This is a genomic window from Prosthecobacter sp. (assembly GCF_044222565.1).
Taxonomy (GTDB): Bacteria; Verrucomicrobiota; Verrucomicrobiia; order Verrucomicrobiales; family Verrucomicrobiaceae; genus Prosthecobacter.
In genome coordinates, this window is the sequence record NZ_JBGANA010000023.1 from 31,292 (window position 1) to 50,993 (window position 19,702).

Annotated in this window: 15 protein-coding genes; all 15 read left to right on the forward strand. The window is 59.4% G+C overall.

Translation table 11 applies throughout. The annotated features are described in order from the left end of the window. The first annotated feature begins 133 nt into the window (after positions 1 to 133). The 15 genes from ACILSR_RS25950 (at position 134) to ACILSR_RS26020 (ending at position 19,695) form a co-directional block, all read left to right on the forward strand. Positions 134 to 2,632: a DUF1553 domain-containing protein gene (locus ACILSR_RS25950; RefSeq protein ID WP_395752724.1), complete on the forward strand. Its 2,499-nt coding sequence runs from the start codon at positions 134 to 136 to the stop codon at positions 2,630 to 2,632. Next, the gene (locus tag ACILSR_RS25955) at positions 2,629 to 4,053 is read left to right on the forward strand and encodes a DUF1501 domain-containing protein (protein WP_395752725.1); all 1,425 of its coding nucleotides are present in this window, start codon (positions 2,629 to 2,631) and stop codon (positions 4,051 to 4,053) included. Before ACILSR_RS25950 ends, ACILSR_RS25955 begins: the two co-directional genes overlap by 4 nt. A 64-nt stretch (positions 4,054 to 4,117) precedes the next feature. After that, a complete protein-coding gene (gene tdh, locus ACILSR_RS25960) occupies positions 4,118 to 5,146 on the forward strand; it encodes an L-threonine 3-dehydrogenase (protein ID WP_395752726.1) in 1,029 nt (342 codons plus the stop codon). 42 nt (positions 5,147 to 5,188) lie between these two features. Continuing rightward, the gene (locus ACILSR_RS25965) at positions 5,189 to 6,184 is read left to right on the forward strand and encodes a LysR family transcriptional regulator (protein ID WP_395752727.1); all 996 of its coding nucleotides are present in this window, start codon (positions 5,189 to 5,191) and stop codon (positions 6,182 to 6,184) included. 136 nt (positions 6,185 to 6,320) lie between these two features. Further along, on the forward strand, positions 6,321 to 7,526 hold the full coding sequence (locus ACILSR_RS25970; RefSeq protein ID WP_395752728.1) for a Gfo/Idh/MocA family protein: 1,206 nt from the start codon (positions 6,321 to 6,323) through the stop codon (positions 7,524 to 7,526). Beyond that, entirely contained in the window at positions 7,523 to 8,761 is a 1,239-nt protein-coding gene (locus ACILSR_RS25975; RefSeq protein ID WP_395752729.1) for a DUF3472 domain-containing protein, read from the forward strand. Before ACILSR_RS25970 ends, ACILSR_RS25975 begins: the two co-directional genes overlap by 4 nt. Before the next feature lie 41 nt (positions 8,762 to 8,802). Beyond that, positions 8,803 to 9,627, forward strand: coding sequence for an alpha/beta fold hydrolase (locus ACILSR_RS25980; protein WP_395752730.1), 825 nt, complete (start codon positions 8,803 to 8,805; stop codon positions 9,625 to 9,627). Between the two features lie 49 nt (positions 9,628 to 9,676). Then, complete coding sequence (locus tag ACILSR_RS25985) at positions 9,677 to 10,867, forward strand: glycine C-acetyltransferase (protein WP_395752731.1); 1,191 nt, start codon at positions 9,677 to 9,679, stop codon at positions 10,865 to 10,867. A gap of 106 nt (positions 10,868 to 10,973) precedes the next feature. Then, on the forward strand, positions 10,974 to 14,288 hold the full coding sequence (locus tag ACILSR_RS25990) for a S41 family peptidase (RefSeq protein WP_395752732.1): 3,315 nt from the start codon (positions 10,974 to 10,976) through the stop codon (positions 14,286 to 14,288). Continuing rightward, complete coding sequence (locus tag ACILSR_RS25995) at positions 14,285 to 14,938, forward strand: basic secretory protein-like protein (protein WP_395752733.1); 654 nt, start codon at positions 14,285 to 14,287, stop codon at positions 14,936 to 14,938. Before ACILSR_RS25990 ends, ACILSR_RS25995 begins: the two co-directional genes overlap by 4 nt. A 9-nt stretch (positions 14,939 to 14,947) precedes the next feature. Next, positions 14,948 to 15,532, forward strand: coding sequence for a MarC family protein (locus ACILSR_RS26000; protein WP_395752734.1), 585 nt, complete (start codon positions 14,948 to 14,950; stop codon positions 15,530 to 15,532). Positions 15,533 to 15,547: 15 nt separating this feature from the next. After that, complete coding sequence (locus ACILSR_RS26005; RefSeq protein WP_395752735.1) at positions 15,548 to 16,573, forward strand: alkaline phosphatase family protein; 1,026 nt, start codon at positions 15,548 to 15,550, stop codon at positions 16,571 to 16,573. After that, entirely contained in the window at positions 16,573 to 17,196 is a 624-nt protein-coding gene (locus tag ACILSR_RS26010; protein ID WP_395752736.1) for a trimeric intracellular cation channel family protein, read from the forward strand. Before ACILSR_RS26005 ends, ACILSR_RS26010 begins: the two co-directional genes overlap by 1 nt. A 30-nt stretch (positions 17,197 to 17,226) precedes the next feature. Then, on the forward strand, positions 17,227 to 18,276 hold the full coding sequence (locus ACILSR_RS26015) for a 6-bladed beta-propeller (RefSeq protein WP_395752737.1): 1,050 nt from the start codon (positions 17,227 to 17,229) through the stop codon (positions 18,274 to 18,276). A gap of 36 nt (positions 18,277 to 18,312) precedes the next feature. Further along, positions 18,313 to 19,695 (forward strand): DUF1501 domain-containing protein, encoded by a 1,383-nt coding sequence (locus tag ACILSR_RS26020; RefSeq protein ID WP_395752738.1) that lies wholly within the window; start codon positions 18,313 to 18,315, stop codon positions 19,693 to 19,695. Positions 19,696 to 19,702 lie beyond the last annotated feature (7 nt).

The window sequence follows — 19,702 nt, forward strand, 5'->3', positions numbered from 1 at the left end:
GCAAGGAATACTGCCGATACCCAACGCGATCGGCGTGAAGTCCGGCGAGTAAGCGGCTGAAAGGTGTACACGTGTTCACCTGTGAGCAAAAGAGTGGTGCATCGAAGTGCGTAATCTGTTGATCACTCCGTCCATGCAGCACAATACGTTTCAGAAGCTCCTCCATGCAGCACTGCTGCGGGGCATGGCTGTGACTGCTTTTGCGTCAATGGTTTCAAGAGCCGAAGCGGCGGTCGATTATGAACACGAAATCAAGCCGCTGCTGAAGGAGCGCTGCTATGCGTGCCACGGTGCCTTGAAACAAAAAGGGGACCTCCGCCTCGACACCGCTGCAGCGATGCGCAAGGGCGGTGACAATGGGGACATTCTGGCGGGAGCCCAATCCCTGCTGCTGCAGCGGGTGACCACCACCGACAAGGAGGACCGCATGCCGCCGGATGGTGAAGGCGCGCGGCTCACCCCTGAGCAAGTGGCCAAACTGCAGGCATGGCTCGCCGCGGGCGCACCGGCTCCTGCGCAGGAAAAGCCTGAAGAAGATCCAAGGGCCCACTGGGCGTACCAGCCTCCGAAGTCTTCCGGCCAACCGGTGGATGCGCTGCTGACTGCACGGCTTGCCGCGCAAAACCTCAGGCCGCAGGCCGAGGCGGCGCCGGAGATCTGGCTGCGCCGAGTGTATCTGGATCTCATCGGACTGCCACCGTCAGCAGAAGAGGTCGCCGCGTTTTTGAAGGACTCCTCTTTGCCGGCGCGCCAGCGTGTGGTGGATGAACTGCTCGCGTCTCCGCAATACGGCGAACGCTGGGCGCGGCACTTCATGGATCTCTGGCGCTATTGCGACTGGTATGGCCTGGGCGCGCAGCTCCGCCACAGTCAGAAGCATATCTGGCACTGGCGTGACTGGATTGTCGAGTCTCTGAACGCGGACAAGGGCTATGACCGCATGATTGTGGAGCAGCTGGCGGGCGATGAACTGGCGCCTGGAGATCGCGAAACTCTTCGTGCCACGGGTTTTCTGGCGCGCAGCTATTATCTTTTCAACCGCACAACCTGGCTGGATGAAACCATCGAACACACCTGCCGCGCCTTTCTTGGCGTGACGATGCAGTGTGTGAAGTGCCATGATCATAAGTACGACCCGATCGAGCAGGCAGACTACTACCGCATGCGCGCCATTTTTGAGCCCATGCACGTGCGGCTGGATCCATGGCAGGGAGAACCGGACTTCGAGAAAAACGGCCTGCCACGTGTGTTTGACCTGCATCTGGACCAGCAAACCTTCCGCCACGTGAGAGGCGATGAGAAGAACGAAGACAAGTCGAAGCCGATGGTGCCGGGAATTCCCCAGGTGCTGGCATTCACTTCGTTCAAGCCGGCCGCGCTGAAGCTGCCACCCGCCTCCGCACGTCCTGTGCTGCTGCCGTTTGTGCTTGAGGATCATCTGCATGCGGCTGACCTGCAGATCGAGGCGGCGCAGAAGGCCAATGATCCTGCCGCCATGAAAGCCGCCAGCATGCGCACGGCCATGATCCAGGCCGCTTATGCAGCGGACCTTGCCAAGAATGATAAGAACATCGCCACGGCAGCCGCACTGGCCGAGGCACGCTATGCGGTTGCCAAAGCGGAGGTCGATCTCGCGAAAGCTGAGCGTGATCCGCAGACCAAAGACGCAGAAAAGAAGATCAAGGCCGCGCGTGAGGCTCTCGAAAAAGCGCGGAAGAAAGAGGCAGCTCCGGGCACAGCCTACACGCCTCTGCCAGCAAGCCTGAAGGCACAGGAAGGTCCGACGGAAAGCACCAACGCCTCTGTGCAATCTTATCCCGAGACCAGCACGGGGCGCAGGCTCGCGTTTGCTCAATGGGTGGCTGACAAACGGAATCCGCTCACCGCCCGCGTGCTGGTGAACCAGGTCTGGATGCGGCACTTCGGGGCTCCGCTCGTGGCCAACATGGATGACTTTGGCCGTCGCTCTCCTTCTCCTTTGCACCAGGACATCCTCGATACTCTCACCGTGGATTTTATGAACAGCGGCTGGAGCCTGAAGCATCTGCACCGCAGCATGGTTCTTTCAGAACTGTACCGTCGCAGCTCGTCGAACGCGGATGCGGATGCGGATGCCAAAACTTTGGCGGCAGATCCCGACAACGCGTTTTTCTGGCGCATGAATCCGCGCCGCATGGAGAGCCAGGTGGTGCGGGACAGTCTGCTGCGTCTGTCTGGCAAACTCGATCTCACACTCGGTGGCCCCAGCCTTCCTCCGGCGGCGGCGGACACCAGCCCGCGACGCTCGCTTTACTTCATTCAGAATGCCGATGTGGAGGAGCGTTTCCTGGCCACCTTTGACAACGCCAATGTCCTCGAGTGCTACCGTCGGAATGAAAGCGTGGTGCCGCAGCAGGCGCTGGCGCTCACCAACAGCAGGCTCAGCCGAGAAAGCGCCGATGCCCTGGCGGCCAAGCTCAGTAAACTCGATGAGAAGGCGTTTGTTGAGCAGGCCTTCATGGCAGTCCTTGGCCGGCCAGCGACGGCTGCGGAGCGTGAGGTGAGTCTGGGAGGCCTGGCGCAGCTGAAGCAGAACCGCAGCCTTTTTGTGCAGGCTCTCCTCAACCATAATGACTTTGTGACCCTGCGATGAACCCTTTTCCAAGACCGACCCCCTTTCTCCGTCGTGACATCCTCGGCGGACTGGGCAGCATTGCGGTTGCATCCATGCTGAAGGCGGAGGAGGCCTGGCGGCCGCCGAGCGGACTGCCGGTGATTCCCCAGAAGGCGAAGCGAGTCATCTGGCTTTTCATGCGGGGTGGGGTCAGCCACATGGAGAGCTTTGATCCCAAGCCGATGCTGACAAAGTATGCTGGCAAGAGCATTGGAGAGACGCCATTCAAGAGCGTGCAGGATCCTGCAAAGCTCAAGAAGGTGCGCGTGGTGGTGGTGAATGATGCCAATGGCCAGCAGCGCAACGTGATCTATCCGCTGCAGGTGGGGTACAAACGCTATGGCCAGTGCGGCGTGGAAATCAGCGACTGGTTTCCGCACCTTGGCTCCTGCGCAGATGAGATCGCCTTCATCCGCAGCATGTGGACCACGGACGACAACCATGGCGCGCAGGTGCAGTTTCACAGCGGACGCCACATGCTGGAGCCACGTGTGCCGACTATCGGCGCATGGATCAGCTATGGTCTTGGCGCGATGACGGACAACCTGCCCTCGTTCATCAACATGGGGCCGCGGTTTTTTGACATTCGGGACGGCCACTATCTGGGCCCGGCGTATGACGCGGTGAATTTAAAGGTGGATCCCAAAAACCCGCTGCCATTTGCCACGCCTGAGATCGCTGTGCCCAAGGCGGAGCAGGCTGCGCAGTTTGACCTGATTCACAAGCTTAACACGCTGAACGCAAAGGCTTATCCTGGGGACAAAACCCTCGCCGCCCGCATGAAAAGCTACCAGCTGGCCTACAACATGCAGGCTGCGGTGCCCGAGACGATGAACCTGGACGCGGAGAGCGAGGAAACCAAAAAGCTCTACGGCCTGGACGACAAGACCACCGAGCCGTTTGCGCGGCAGCTGCTTGTTGCACGTCGGCTTGCCGAACGTGGGGTGCGTTTCATCCAGCTTCAGCATGGCGATGGGGCGGCCGGTGCATGGGATTCGCATTCGGGGCTGAAGAAGAATCATTCGATGCTCGCGCAGCAGGTGGACAAACCCATCGCCGGACTGCTCAAGGACCTGAAACAGCGGGGAATGCTGGATGATACGCTGGTGGTTTTCGCGACGGAGTTTGGCCGCACGCCCGGAAGCCAGGGAAGCGATGGCCGGGATCATCATCCGTTTGGCTTCAGCGTGTGGATGGCCGGTGGTGGCGTCAGAGGCGGTACGATTCATGGCAGCACTGACGAGCTCGGCTTTCATGCGGAGGAGGATCCGCATTATGTGACTGATGTGCATGCAACGATCCTGCATCTGCTGGGGCTGGATCCGCATCAGCTTGAAATTCCGGGACGCAAGAGGCTCGAGCGGGATTTTGGGCAGGTGATTCGGCAGATTCTCGCTTAGCGCAGAAAATTCCTGTTGCCGATTTAATGGACGGGTGTCCAATATATCGGCATAATCATCCAATATGAAAGCACTCGTCAAAGCACGGTCGGAACGCGGTCTCTGGCTCCAGGATGTCCCGGAGCCGCAGGTTGGCATCAATGATGTCCTGATCAAGGTTCACAAGACCGGCATCTGCGGCACGGATTTGCACATCTATAAATGGGACGCCTGGGCGCAGAAGACGATTCCGGTGCCCATGGTGGTGGGACATGAGTTTGTGGGGGAGGTGGTCGCGGTCGGCTCGAACGTGAATGACTTTCACCCCGGGGAAATCGTGAGCGCCGAGGGGCATGTGGTGTGCGGGCGCTGCCGGAACTGCCTTGCGGGCAGGCGGCATCTTTGCAAGGACACCGTGGGCATTGGTGTGAACCGCACCGGAGCCTTTGCCGAGTACATCAGTGTGCCGATGACCAACGTGTGGCACCATCGTGAAGGGGTGGATGAAGAGGTGGCGAGCATTTTTGATCCTTTTGGCAATGCGGTGCATACGGCGCTGGCTTTTGAATGCCTCGGGGAGGATGTGCTGATCACAGGCGCGGGTCCCATCGGCATCATGGCGATTCCGGTGGTGAAGCATGCAGGCGCGCGGCATGTGGTCATCACGGACGTGAATGAATACCGGCTGAATCTGGCGCGGCAGATGGGGGCGACGCGAGCGGTCAACGTGACAACCGAGAAGATCGAGGATGTGCAGAAGCAGCTCGGCATGAGGGAGGGCTTTGATGTGGGGCTCGAAATGAGCGGAAATGCCGCCGCCTTCCGCAGCATGATCGACAACATGTGCCATGGCGGCAAGATCGCGATGCTGGGCATCCCGAGTGAGCAGATCGCCATCGACTGGAACAAGGTGATCTTTAACATGCTGACCATCAAGGGCATCTACGGCCGCCAGATGTATGAAACGTGGTACTATATGAGCGTGCTGCTGGAGAGCGGTGTGAACATCAAGCCGGTCATCACCCACCGGTTTCATTTTACCGAATTCGAAAAGGGCTTTGCCGCGATGGAATCCGGGAACTGTGGCAAGGTGGTGCTGGACTGGGCGGCTTAGACGCTTGCGATCATTCGTAGATCCATTAGGACTAGGCTAACGATGAAAGCAAAACCCAACCCAGCCCGCAGGATCGGAACCGGCAGTGATTCACCCGTGCGCCGCTACTTCAAAGAAGTGCGCTTCCGGCAGATTCGCGCACTGGTGGAGCTGTCACGGCATGGCAGCTTTGCGGCGACGGCGGCGGCGATGGGCCTTGCGGTGCCATCGGTATGGCAGCAGATCAGATCTCTGGAGGATGAATACGGCGTGCAGTTTGTGGTGGCGGAAGGCGCCAAGGTTTCCCTCACAGAGGATGGCCGGGCGCTGGTGGATCTGGCGGCGCCGCTGGTCGAGTCCTTTGATGGTCTGCGGGCGATGTTTGAGGAACGGCGCAGCACGGCTGCGCGCACGTTGACGGTCGTCGCGCCGCCGACGATGATCGCAGGTGCACTGCGGCGGCCGATCATCGCCTACCGGCAGCATCATCCGACGGTGAAGCTGGTGCTGCTGGACAGGTCTTCGTACCTCGCGCGTCAGGTGATCGAGCAGGACGGGGCGGACCTGGCGGTGATGGGCATGGCCGAGGGCGACGAGCCGATGCCGCAGTTTCAATGCCTGCCGCTCACGAGGTTTGCATTCCATCTGATTTGTCCGGCCAACCACGCGCTGCTCCAGACCCGGCAGCTTACGCTGACGGGCATCGTGAATGAACCGCTGGTGCTTGCGCCAGAGGAGAGCAGCTCCCACCGGCAGATTCGGAGAGTGTTCGCGCGTGCGGGGATGGCGGAACGCATGAATGTGACCATGACGGCCACGAACCGCGCGCTGCTGCTGAATTACGTGGCCATCGGCTTCGGCATCGCGCTCGGAACCACGGCCGCGGGAGTCAGGCTGCCGAAGCGTGCCGCTGGCGAGACGGAGATCGTATTTCGTGACGCCTCCGATCTCTTTGGTCATGAGGAAGTCTTTCTGGTGCAGCGCAAAGGCCGCTTCGAGCCCGACCACGTACGTGCGTTTCGGGAGCTGGTGATCAAAGCCTTCCGCCCTGAATCGTGAATGCAGGACGAGAAAGGGCATTAGGCGCAAACGAATGAATATAAAACAGATTCAACATTTAGCGACATCAGGCCAAAGCCTTTGCGGCGGGAAAGCGTTGGTGTCTGGCCTTCAAAATCTCAACTCCGCACACTTTATGAACCGCCGTTCTTTCTTTCACGCCACAGGTCTTGCGACCTTCGCCAGCCGGCTGGCTGCGCAAACTTCCGAAACGCCAGCAAAGGCTCCCTATAGCGGGCCGGTCTTCAAGATTGGCAACATCGGCTGCGGCGGACGTGGGACGTTTGTCTCGGGCATCCTGGCTGAAAACCCCGGCTTCAAGCTTAGCGCTGCGTGTGACTATTTCGAAGACAAGGTGAAGAGCTTTGGGGAAAAGTTCAGCATCGCCGCGGATCAGCAATTTACGGGGCTGGATGGCTACAAGAAGATGCTGGAGCATGTGGATGCGGTGGCGATTCACAGTCCCCCTTATTTCCATGTGCAGCAGGCCATTGATGCTGTCGCAGCGGGCAAGCATGTGCTGATCGCGAAGCCGGTGGCGATCGACGTGGCCGGGTGCGAGGTGATTCGCAAGCTGGCCAAAGATGCAGCGGCCATGGGCATTGTGGTGCTAGCTGATGTGCAGTGCCGCGGCGATGAATTCTTCCGGGAAGGAATGAAGCGCATCCATGCCGGAGCGATAGGTGATCTCCAATTTGGCGAATGCCATTACGAGGCGGATTTGATCCCGCTGCAAAGTGAGGCGGATGACACGCCGGAGGGACGGCTGAAGAACTGGATCCGGCATCGCGATCTGGCCGGGGACATCATTACCGAGCAGAACATTCATGCGCTGGACATTGTGAGCTGGGCCTTCGGGCGGCCCACGCGTATCAGCGGCACCTGCGGCCGCGGCGGACGCCCGGACAATGTGGGCGATGTGTCGGATCATTTCGCAATCCTGTTTGAGTTTACCAAAGGCGTGGTCACCTTTGCCTCGCGTCAATACACGGCATGGGGCTCGCCCTTTCTGTGCGACAATCGTTTTGTCGGAACCAAGGGAGCCTTTACCAGCAAGTTTGGAGGAAGGGTGATGATTCGTGGAGGCAAAGAAAACTTCTGGGGCGGCGGGGAGACCAAGAATTTGTATCGCGCGGGTTCGGTCAATAATGTCGAGTCCTTCCGCGCGGCCATTGCCGCCAAAGACCCGGGAGGAAATCCGACCATCGAGGGAGCGGTGGAGACCACGCTGCTGACGCTTTTCGGTGAGCATGCCGCGAAGGCGGGACACGCCGTGACGTGGGACGAATTCATCCGCGATGCAATCGTCGCAAAACCTGAACTCAAGGGATTAAAATCATGAACCTCAAGCCTATGATACGGAGCCTCTATTTCATCACCACATTTCTGCTGCTGGCCAGCGCTCACGCGGAATTGAGCGTTCCGGCTTTCACGGCCTATGCGGAAACGGACTCTGGCGGAGTGACGATTTCCAAAGAGAAGGGCGCTTCCCAATGGACAAACAGGAACCAGCACGTCCTGTGGTTTGGAGAGATCAAAACTCCGGGCAAGCTCAGTGCTGTCATCAAAGCAAAGGACGAGGATGGGAGAAAACTGCGGCTCACGATTGGGAAGCAGAGCAGCGAGGCCACCATCAAAAAGGGTGAGGCGGCGTTTGGCGAGTTTGAAATCGCCCAGGCGGGTTATGTCCGGTTTGATCTTTCCACGGTGGGCAGCGCCGATGGGAGAGGATCGATACAGGCACTGGTGCTCGATGGCGTGGCGATCAAGGATGCGCATTTCAATCTCGATCCGCGTCGCAATGCGGCCTCGGTACACCTGTTTTATCCAACGCCAAAGGATGAGAAGATCGCGATGTTTTACAATGAGGTCACGGCGGTGGAAGATCCGGTTGCGACGTACTACATGGCCTGTGGATTTACGCGCGGCTATTTTGGCATGCAGGTCAACTCGCTGAAGGAGCGGCGCATCATCTTCTCCATCTGGGACGCGGGGACTGGCCAGAATGCCAAGGATCGCAGCAGCGTCTCCGCCGAGAATCAAACGCATCTGGTCGCCAAAGGAGAGGGTGTGGAAGCCAGCGTCTTTGGCAATGAGGGAACGGGCGGCCACTCGCATCTCGTCTATCCATGGAAGACGGGTGAAGCGCAGAAATTTGTGGTTCGTGTGAATCCTGAAGGGGAACACACGACCTACAGCGGCTTCTGGTTTCATCCCGAGAAGAAAGAATGGATGCTTATTGCCAGCTTTCGTGCACCCAAGGACGGCAAGTATCTGCGCGGGCTGTATTCGTTCAGTGAAAACTTTGGAGGGCAGAACGGTCACCTGCGTCGCAAGGCGCTCTATGGGCCGCAATGGATCGCCACGGCCGACGGCCAATGGACGGAACTGACGACTGCGACTTTCAGCCACGACGGCACCGGCAAGGCCAACCGGCTTGACCGGTTCATGGGAGTGGAGAACGGGAGGTTCTTCCTTTCGCAAGGGGGCTTTGTGGAGGGGGTCACACCGTTTGGCGAAAAGTTCACCCGTCCTGCCTCCGGCGCCCCTCCTCAGCTCAATCTGCCAAAAAATTGAATGAGGCTTTTCAACCTCGGTGAATGTCTTCATGTTCCGGCATGATGAAACTTTCACTGACTGTTGGTATGGCCTGGATGTGCTGCGTGGCAGCTCACGCGGACGATTTGAATTCGCGGCTGACGGCTGCGGGAGTCTCCGAAACCAAGGCGGAGAAGTTTCACGATTTCGCTGAACTGGATTTTGGTCTCCCTGCAGATGGGGCTAAGTGCAAGATCGTGGCACCGAAGAAGGCTGCAGTGGGAAGTCCTTGGGTGTGGCGTGCGCGTTTTTGGGGACACGAGCCCGCGTTCGACATCGCGATGCTGGAGCATGGCTACCATGTTGTTTACTGTGACGTGGTTGAGTTTTGGGGGGCGCCTAAGGCGGTGGAGCGCTGGAATCAATTTTATGCGCTCGCACAGAAGGTTGGGCTGGGGCCCAAGCCGGTGCTGGAGGGCATGAGCCGCGGAGGGACTTACATCTTCAACTGGGCGAAGGCCAACCCCACCAAGGTCAGCGCCATCTATGCCGACAATCCGCTGCTGGACCTGCGGATGTTTCCGAACAACACGCCTGAAGCGAGGGCAATGAGAAAGCAGTGTCTCGAAAGCTATGGCATCACCGAAGAGCAGCTGCCAGACTTCAAAGGCAGCCCGGTGGACGGGCTGGAAGGTCTCGCGGCGGCGAAGGTGCCAGTGTTCTTCGTGCTGGGAATGAAGGACGATGTGGTCCCTCCCAGGCTGCATGCGGATGCACTGGAGGCGCGCTACAAAGCCTTGGGCGGGACTGTCATGCGGTGGGAAAAGCCGGAGGCGGGGCATCATCCGCATGGGCTGGACCCGGTGACACCGCTGGTGGAGGCCGTGCTGGCGGCGGGGAAGTAAAAAGACTTGTTGCCAAAATACAGGACATGCGTCCAGTATATCGGCAGACATGAACTCAACTTTTTCGACACATCTCACGGCGCAGCTCGATGCGATCCGCAAGGCAGGAACCTACAAGCGCGAGCGTGTGCTCTCGACGCCGCAGGGCACGCTGGTGCGGGCGAACGGTGGCAAGGCGGTGCTGAACCTGTGCGCGAACAATTATCTCGGTCTGGCGCAGCATCCGAAGGTGAGGCAGGCGGCGCATGAGGCGCTGGAGCACTGGGGCTATGGGCTGGCCAGCGTGCGCTTCATCTGCGGCACTCAAGGGGTGCACAAGGAGCTGGAGGCGTCATTGACTGAATTTCTCGGCACGGAGGACACGATCCTCTACGGCTCTTGTTTTGATGCAAACGGGGGATTGTTTGAGACGATCCTAGGGCCGGAGGATGCGATCATCAGTGACGAACTGAATCATGCTTCGATCATCGACGGCGTGCGGCTGTGCAAGGCGCAGCGGTACCGCTACAAAAACTGCGACATGGCCGATCTGGAGGCGCAGCTCATCGCGGCTGAAGAGAAGGGCGCGCGGTTTAAGCTCATTGCCACAGACGGCGTGTTCTCGATGGATGGCTTCATCGCGCCGCTGAAGGCGATCTGTGATCTGGCAGACAAATACGAGGCGCTGGTAATGGTGGACGACTCCCATGCCGTGGGCTTTATGGGGAAGACGGGCCGCGGAACGCATGAGCATTGCGAGGTGATGGGTCGCATCGACATCCTGACTGGCACGCTGGGCAAAGCGCTGGGCGGTGCGAGCGGTGGCTACACCAGTGGAAGAAAGGAAATCATCGAGCTGCTGCGGCAGCGCTCGCGGCCTTACCTGTTTTCCAACACGCTTTGCCCAAGCATCGCAGGGGCTTCGATTGCGGCTCTGAATTTGCTGAAGCAGTCCACGCAACTGCGCGACACGCTGGAGGCAAACACGCGCTTCTTCCGGGAGAAGATGACCGAGGCAGGATTTAACATCGTGCCGGGCGAGCATCCGATCGTGCCGGTGATGCTGGGGGATGCGGCGCTGGCAGCCAGGTTTGCAGAAGCGATGCTAGAGCGGGGCGTGTACGTCGTCGGTTTCAGCTATCCCGTCGTGCCGCAAGGCAAGGCTCGCATCCGGACGCAGATCAGCGCGGCGCACATGCGGGCGGATCTGGAGATGGCAGTGAAAGCGTTTGTGGAAGTGAAACAGGAACTGGGAGTTTGATCGCTTCCTCCGCGCATGAAATGTTCGGCCGAGAAATCTACGGAAAACTCCCGCGGCTGCCGCGCGGTGAACGTTCCGGAATGCCAAGACCGTTAAGAGCAAATCCATGACACCCCGCATCCTCATCCCGCTGCTTTTTTATTCCTGCATTGCGAGTGCCGATCCTGTGCGACTCGTTCACGAACCCGCGCTGTCACCCGATGGGAAAACGATCGCGTTTGGCTGGCAGGGGGACATTTGGACGGCTCCCACCAGCGGAGGACGCGCGGTGCGATTGACGACGCACGCGGCGCTGGATTCAGGAGCGGCGTTTTCTCCGGATGGCACTCAAATTGCCTTTAACAGCGAGCGCGAAGGCAGCAAACTCTTGTATGCCATGCCTGCAACCGGCGGTGTGCCGAAGCAGCTCACGTTTCATACGGACGGGTGCGATTTGCGCGAGTGGACGCCAGACGGCCAGGGCCTTCTGGTGGGTCTGGGACGTGATTTTTCCTGGATGCGCGAGTCACGAGCCGCACGCATGGCGATCATCAATGCGGGTGAGCGAAAAGCAGAAAGAGTGCTGTTTGACGACTATGGCTTCGATGGAGTGATCTCGCCGGACGGCCAGCAGGTGCTGTTCATGCGCGAAGGTTCGGAGGCGTGGTGGCGGCAGGGATACAAAGGATCCCGCGGGGGGCAGATCTGGCTGTTCAATCGCAAGGACGGCGGCTTCAAGCAGATCATCAGCGATGAGGGTGAGAACCGGTGGCCGCTGTGGAAGCCGGACGGCAAAGGCTTCTATTTTGTGAAAAATGGCAACCTGTGGCAGCATGACCTGGCTGCTGGCAAAGGCAGCGCGATCACCCACTACAAAGACGATCTGGTGGTGTTTCCGTGCATCTCACGTGACGGGCAGACGCTGGTCTTCCGCATGCGGTTTGATCTGTATCGCTGGCACCCGGGAGACAAAGAACCGGTGAAGATTGAGATCGAGGCCGCACACGACTCCGCGACGGACGTCACACGAGTGGTGCTTGAAAAAGCCACGGACATCACTTTCACCCGGGACGGCCTGCAGATGGCCTTCATCTCCGGCGGCGATGTGTGGGTGATGGATACGGAGCTGAAGGAGCCGCGTCGCGTGACGCATTCCGGCGAGGAGGAGCGCGAGGTGACCTTTGCGCCAGATGGCAAGAGACTGGTGTATATCAGCGATGCTGGCGGTCAGACAGACGTTTGGCAGGCCTCGCCCGGCAACGAAAAGAGGATGTGGTGGGAAAACAGCAGCTTCACCTTGAAGAAGCTAACGAATGACCCGGTGGCCGAGTCACGGCCGAAGTTTACGCGCGATGGCAAAAAGCTCGCGTGGGTGAGCGACCACGGAGATCTCTGGCTGGCCGATGCTGACGCGCAGAATGCAAAGAGGCTCATCGAGTCCTGGAATGCGCCGAGCTATGAGTTTTCACCGGATGGCGCGTGGCTTGCGTATTCACAGCTGGACGAGTGGTTCAACGCAGACATCTGGCTGATGCCGACGGACGGCTCCAAGCCGCCCTACAACCTCTCTCGGCATCCAGACAATGACACTCGGCCAAGCTGGTCTCCTGACGGCAAAATGATCGCGTGGGTTGGCAAACGTGAGCTGGACGAGACGGACATCTTTTATGTCAATCTGGCGGCGGCGGATGACGAGAAGACGAAACGTGAGCGCATTCTGACCAAAGCGCGGGACAAGTTCAAAAGGACGGTGAAACCTGAATTCAGGAGAGAGGAGCCCAAAAAGAGCGATGTGCCTGCAGAGCCGGCAAAGAAGCCGGAGACCGACAAACCAGACGCGCCCAAGCCTGAAGGGACGAAGGCTGATGATGGCAAGCCGGAAGAGAAGAAGGCCGAGGAAAAGAAACCGGAAATCAAAAAGCCGGAGCCGCTGAAGATCGACTTTGATGACATCCACGAGCGGATCCACCGCATTAAGATTGCGAATACGGTGGAGCATTCGCTCCTGTGGTCGCCGGATTCAAAGAAATTGGTGTTCCAGTCTCAGATGGAGGAACGGAAATCGACCCGGAGCGTGGAGTTTCCCGATGACCTGATGCCCAAGCCTTTCAGCACAGCCGCGCTGACGAATGCGGAATGGTTGAGAATGGATGACCAGATTGTGGGCCTGCTCGATGGCAAACCGGCGATCGTTTCAGGCAAGGGCGGAGATCCGAAGCTGATCTCATTCCATGCGCAGCAGAGCTACTCCCGTGCGGAAAAGCAGCGTGCGGTGTTTGACCAATGCTGGAAGGTCATGCGTGACGACTTTTATGACGAACGGCACGGCAATCGCGACTGGGATGCCGTACGTGCGAAGTATCGCGACATGGCGGGGGCCGCCCCTGACATGCAGGGCGCCGGTGAGTGCGTTTGGCTCATGCTCGGTGAATTGAACGGATCGCACCTTGGGTTCACCTGGAACTCCGGCAGTCCGCCAACGAACGCGTGGCGTGAGGAGACAGCGCATCTGGGCCTGCGCTTTGATATGGGCTACGCAGGTCCCGGATGGAAAGTGCGTGATGTGATAGCGAAATCACCGGCCAGCCGCAGGGAGAGCCGCATCGAGGCGGGCGAAATCATCATGAAGGTGGATGGCAAGGATGTGATGCCGGACACGGATGTGAGCAGCGTGCTGAACGGGGTGATGGAGCGTGACATCACGCTGACGGTTAAGAACGGCGACAAGACACGCGAGGTAACGCTGCGACCGATCAGCTACATCGCCGCGCGAAAGCTGCTTTATGATGCGTGGATTCATGAAAACCGGCATGCCGTGGACAAAATGTCCGGCAACACGCTCGGGTACCTGCACATCAGCGCCATGGATGACTCCAGCTTTCAGAAGTTCCAGGAGGAGCTGTACCATGCGGGCGCAGGCAAGGACGGGCTGATAATTGATGTGCGTGAAAATGGCGGGGGCTCCACGACGGATCATCTGCTCACCGCGCTGCAGCAGCCGCGCCACGCCATCGCCATGCCACGGGGCAGCCATACGCCGGGCTATCCGCAGGACCGCATGATTTACGCCACATGGCAGAAGCCGATTGTGGTGCTGTGCAATCAGAACAGCTACAGCAATGCGGAAGTCTTCAGCCATGCGATCAAAACCCTGAAGCGCGGCAAGCTCGTGGGCGTGCAGACAGCGGGCGGCGTGATCAGCACCGGGGCGGCATCCATCATGGATGTCGGCACGCTGCGTCTGCCATTCCGTGGCTGGTATGTGCTCGAAAGCGGGCAGGACATGGAACTCAATGGAGCGAAGCCTGATCACGTCGTCTGGCCGCAGCCCGGTGACAAAAACGACCGCCAGCTCGACAAGGCGGTCGAGGTGCTGAAGCAGGACGTGAGTGCGTGGAAAAAGCTGCCGCAGCCAAAACTGATCAAAGCTTCTGAACGATGAAAAAGCTTGCCCTCCTCTTTCTGATGCTCATTCCCGCAGCTTATGCGGAACCGCGTAGCGTGGTGAAAATCAGCACCAAAGATGCCACTGCTCTGGTGGACACAAATGACGCAGCTGATTTAAAAGAATGGGGAAACAAGGCGGGGACACTGTGCGTCGAGTGGTTTGGCAAGATTGCCGCGCTGCTGCCGAGCGAAGGGTTTGTGGCGCCAAAGGATGTCACGCTCTACTTTGACCCGAAGATGAAGGGCGTGGCGCATGCGCTTGGCGGGAAGATCACGATATCCGCCGGGTTTGTGCGGTCGCATACGGATGACTGGGGCATGGTGATCCATGAACTGACGCATGTGGTGCAGGCGTATCCGAACGGCGGACCGGGCTGGCTGGTGGAGGGAATAGCAGACTACATCCGGATCGTGCATTTCGAGCCGCAGGCTCCAAGGCCAAAGCTGACACGGCTGGCGAGCTACAAGGACGCCTACAAAACCACTGCCATGTTTCTCGAGTGGATTGAGAAGCAACACGCGCCGGGACTGGTGGTCAAAATGAATGCCGCTCTGCGAAAAGGGGAGTATCGGGAGGAATTGTGGTCGGAGATCACCGGGAAGACCGTGGATGAGCTTTGGGCTGAGTTTGCGAGAACATTTTAACTGGCAATCATGGACACGCTGTCTGCCACACTGCTGCTGCTGACGATCATGGACCCCCTGGGGAACGTGGCGACGTTTGTGTCCGGCCTGCGCCCGGTGCCTCCAGAGCGGCGGCTGCGCGTAATCGCGCGCGAACTGGTCATCGCGCTGGCGATCCTCGTGCTCTTTCTCTTTCTTGGGCCCTGGCTGCTGGGACTGCTGCATCTGAAGCAGGAGGCGCTGTTCATCAGCGGGGGGATCGTGCTCTTTCTTATTGCGCTGAAGATGATCTTCCCGCCATCGCGCCGCGATGCCGAGGAGGCGGTGCTTGAGCCATTCATCGTGCCACTGGCCACTCCGATGATCGCGGGTCCCTCGGTGCTGGCCACGTTGCTGGTGCTCGTGAGCACGCAGCCGGAGCAAATCTGGCGCTGGCTGACCGCGCTGCTCATCGCATGGGGCATCACGGCTGCGGTCCTGCTGAGCGCACCTGCGATCGCACGGGTGCTGAAGGAAAAAGGATCGATGGCCGTCGAGCGCCTGATGGGAATGCTGCTCGTCATGGTGGCCGTGCAGATGCTGCTCAACGGTATTGAGTTTTACCTGAAACGCTGACACGCTTAACTCTTCATGAATGGCACCGCTGTTTTCCTTGTCCTATGTTTTGGCCTCACCTGCCGGCTTGCAGCGCACGGACCTGGAAAGGACAGTGACTTTGCAGGCAGGAGAGTGTTGTTCATCGGAGTGGACGGCTGCCGTGCGGACGCGCTGCAGGCCGCCATGGAGCGAGGGCTGGCACCCCAGCTGAAGATGATGTGCGAAAGCGAGGCGGGGCTGTTCACGCGCAAGCTTTACGCGGGTGGCGAACTGGGGGCGCCCACTCATCAGCCCACGGTCAGCGGTCCGGGATGGAGCAGCCTGCTTACCGGTGTGTGGGCCAACCAGCATGGCGTGACGAACAACCGGTTCATCGGCGCCAGATTTCAGACTTATGCCCATTTCATGAGGCGCATCAAAGAAGTGCAGCCACACGCCTTCTGCGCATCGTTTGCGGACTGGCCGCCCATCCATGACTTTATTGCGGACGGGTCTCGCCTGGGCGATGTGGAGTTTCTCGACGTGAAATTCACCCGGGCACCGGATGCCGCGCGCCACTTTGTGGACAATCCGGAGAAGGACATCGAGGTGCGTGACGCCGCCATCGAAACATTGAAGGGCGGCAATCCGGATGTGATGTTTGTCTATTTTGGCCAGGTGGATGAAGTCGGGCATGGAGCCATTGATTCACGCGCCAGCTTTTCGCCTGACAGCACACTGTACCTGAACGCCATCAGCCATGTGGACTCGCACATCGGTGAACTGCTGCGCGCGATGCGTGCGCGGCCGAAATTTAAAGAGGAAAACTGGCTTGTTCTCATCACGACTGATCATGGTGGCAGGGGCAACAGTCATGGCGGCGACAGCGATGAAGAGCGCAATATCTGGCTGGCTGCCAACGGTGCCCGACTGGCGCGCGAGAAGTTGCAGAACCAGCCCACACCGCAGACTGCCCTGGTGCCGATGATCTATGAGCATCTTGGAATCCAGAGCCGGCCTGAGTGGACACCTGCTCCTCCGCCTGTGGCAGAAAAGTCAGCACCAGCCCCAGCAAAGTAATGCCGCCGTGGATCGAATATTTCGCCGTCGCTGTGTGCGCCATCTCGGGCGTGCTGGCGGCTGAGGGGAAGAAGATGGACCTTTTTGGCGTGGTGGTGCTGGCGCTGGTGACGGCCGTGGGAGGCGGAACGATCCGTGATCTCTGCCTCGGCGCGCAGCCTGTGTTTTGGATCAAGCAGCCGCTGCATGTCTGGACGGCGCTCATTGCAGCAGTGGTGACGTTTGTGCTCGTGCGCTTCACCCACATGCCAAACAGGGCGCTGGCCCTGGCGGATGCGTTTGGTCTGGCGTTGTTTGGCATCGCGGGAACAGAGAAGGCGCTGGCTTTTGGGACGCCGGGCGTGGTGGCGGTGCTGCTGGGCGTGGTCACCGGAGTGGCCGGCGGCATCATGCGGGATGTGCTGCGCAGCGAGGTGCCCTGGGTGTTTCAGGCGGAGGTAGATCTGTATGCGACGGCGGTATCGGTGGGAGCACTGGTGTTTGTGCTGCTGCGGCAGTGGTTTCCCGCTGCGGATAGCGACCGCTACATCGGCATGGCCGTCATATTGACCCTGCGACTGGCCGCGATGCGCTGGAAGCTGCGACTGCCGACGTTTTGGACGCGGACGCAGGATTCCCGATAGGCAAGGCATGCAGGGTCTGTTTCAGAAGGCATGAATCGACGCCATTTCATCACTTCAACAGCCGCCACCGTCATTGCCGCACCTTTTGTGCGAGCGCAGAGCAAGACCTCGCTCAATGGGACAGTCATTGGTCATGGCGAACATCGCTACCGGGTGGATCTGGAATGGTGCAAGGCAAAGCGGGAGACTCATCCCGTGAAAAACTGCCATGAGATGGTCATGGATGCGCAGAAGCGCCTGATCATGATCACGGATGAGGCGAAGAACAACATCCTCATTTTCGACAAGGAAGGGAAGGTGCTGGATGCGTGGACGCTGAAACTGCGCGGAGGCCACGGGCTGAGCCTGGATGTGCGCGATGGCAGGGAGTCGCTCCTGCTTTGTGATCCCAGTGGTGGTCGTGTGGTCAAGACCACGCTCTCCGGGGAGGTGCTGCTGGAGCTGCCGCATGCCAAGGAATGCGGTGCCTACGACGCCGTGACGAAATACGCCCCCACCGAGGCGGTGGCTGGACCCAATGGGGACATTTATGTGGCGGATGGCTACGGCTCGCAGTTCATCCTGCAGTTTGATTCCATGGGGAAATTCATCCGCAAATTTGGCGGCAACAGCACCCAGGCGATGAACGCGGGCAAGTTCATGCAGGCGCATGGTGTGACGATCGACTCCCGCGGAGGTGTGCCAATGGTGCTGTGCACGGAGCGCATCCGCAATGAATTCCACTGGTATCAGCTGGATGGCACCTATTCGCATTCCGTGTATCTCCCCGGAGCCTGCATGAGCCGGCCGGTGATTGCGGGGGATCTGCTGCTGTCCGGCGTGTGCTTTGGCATGAAGCCGAATGACTACCGCATGTGGCGCGAGCGTGGCTTCATCATCATTCTGGACAAGAACAATCGTGTCGTCTCAGCACCCGGTGGGCAGCAGCCGAAATATGAAGGAGATCAGCTCACTCTTTTGCTGCAGGACCAGCCTGTGTTTCGGAATGTGCACGATGTATGCGTGGATGACGCGGGTGATTTGTACGGCTGCCAGTGGAATGCGGACCAAGTCTATCCTTATAAGCTGCACCGGGTGTGATAGAGCCCCGAGGACTGGGCGTAGTTGATGGGGTCCATGCAGCCTCTTCCTCCAACCCCTGGCTTCAAGCGCCGCGAATGGCTGCGCGTCGGCGGGCTGGGCTGTCTGGGGGTGTCGCTGCCATCCTTGCTGCACGCGAGGACAGCCAGCAAGGAGGCATCATTCGGCCGGGCAAAGAGCTGCATCATGCTGTTTCTCAGCGGCGGGCCGCCGCAGCATGAGACGTTTGATCCGAAGCCGGATGCGCCGCTGGAGATTCGCGGTGATTTTAAATCCATCCCCACCTCGGTGCCGGGGATTCATTTCTCCGAGACGCTTCCGCGAACGGCGAAAGTGATGCAGCACCTGGCGGTGATCCGATCCATGACCACGGGGATCAACTCGCATTCGACCAGCGGCAGCTTTATGCTCACGGGTTATGCGCCGCAGTCAAAAGCTGAGAACGTGCCGGCGAGTGCGAATGACTGGCCAAGCATCGCGGCTGCTGTCGGCGCGTTGAGACCTAGTGAACTGTCGCCCTTGTCATCAGTCGTGCTGCCTGAACGCCTGGAAAACAACGGCGGCATCGTGTGGCCCGGCCAGAACGGCGGATTTATGGGGGCGCCGTGGCATCCGCAGCTCATCAAGTGCAACCCCAGTGACGAACGTTTGCGCATCGAAGGCATGAGCTTGGCTGAGGGCATGACGGATCTGCGTTTTTCCGAGCGCGGCAGCCTGCTGCGGCAGATGGATGTGCAATTCCGTCGCTCGCTGGAAAATCCCCTCATGGAAGAGACTGTTGCGATGCAGCAGCGCGCCTTTGATTTGATTCACTCAGAGAACAGTCGCGCCGCACTGGAAATCGAGCGGGAGCCGGTGGCGACGCGTGATCGCTATGGCAGACATCGATTTGGCCAGAGCGTGCTTCTGGCGCGTCGCCTGGTGGAAGCCGGAGTGCGGCTGGTGCAGGTAAACTGGCCGCGCGAGCCTGGCGATGAGTCTGCGGGCAGCCCGTTGTGGGACACCCATCAGCGCAACGGTCCGCGTGTGCGCGAGGTTTTGTGTCCGCAGTTTGACACTGCCTACTCCACCCTCATTCAAGATCTGCATTCGCGTGGTTTGCTGGATGAAACGCTTGTGGTCGTCATGGGCGAGTTTGGTCGTTCGCCCGTCATCAATAAAAACGGTGGCCGTGACCACTGGGGCAATGTTTTCTCCGTGGCGATGGCTGGGGCTGGCATCGCGGGCGGCCAGATCATCGGAGCGAGCGACAAGATTGGCGGTTCTCCGACAGATCGGCCCGTGCGGCCGCCGGACCTTGCCGCGACGATTTTTCACCTGCTGGGCATTCATCCCAATCACGAATTTATGGACGCGGTGCAGCGCCCGCGCACTGTCACAGACGGCGGCGTGCCATTACGTGAACTCGTCGGTGTCTAATATCCTT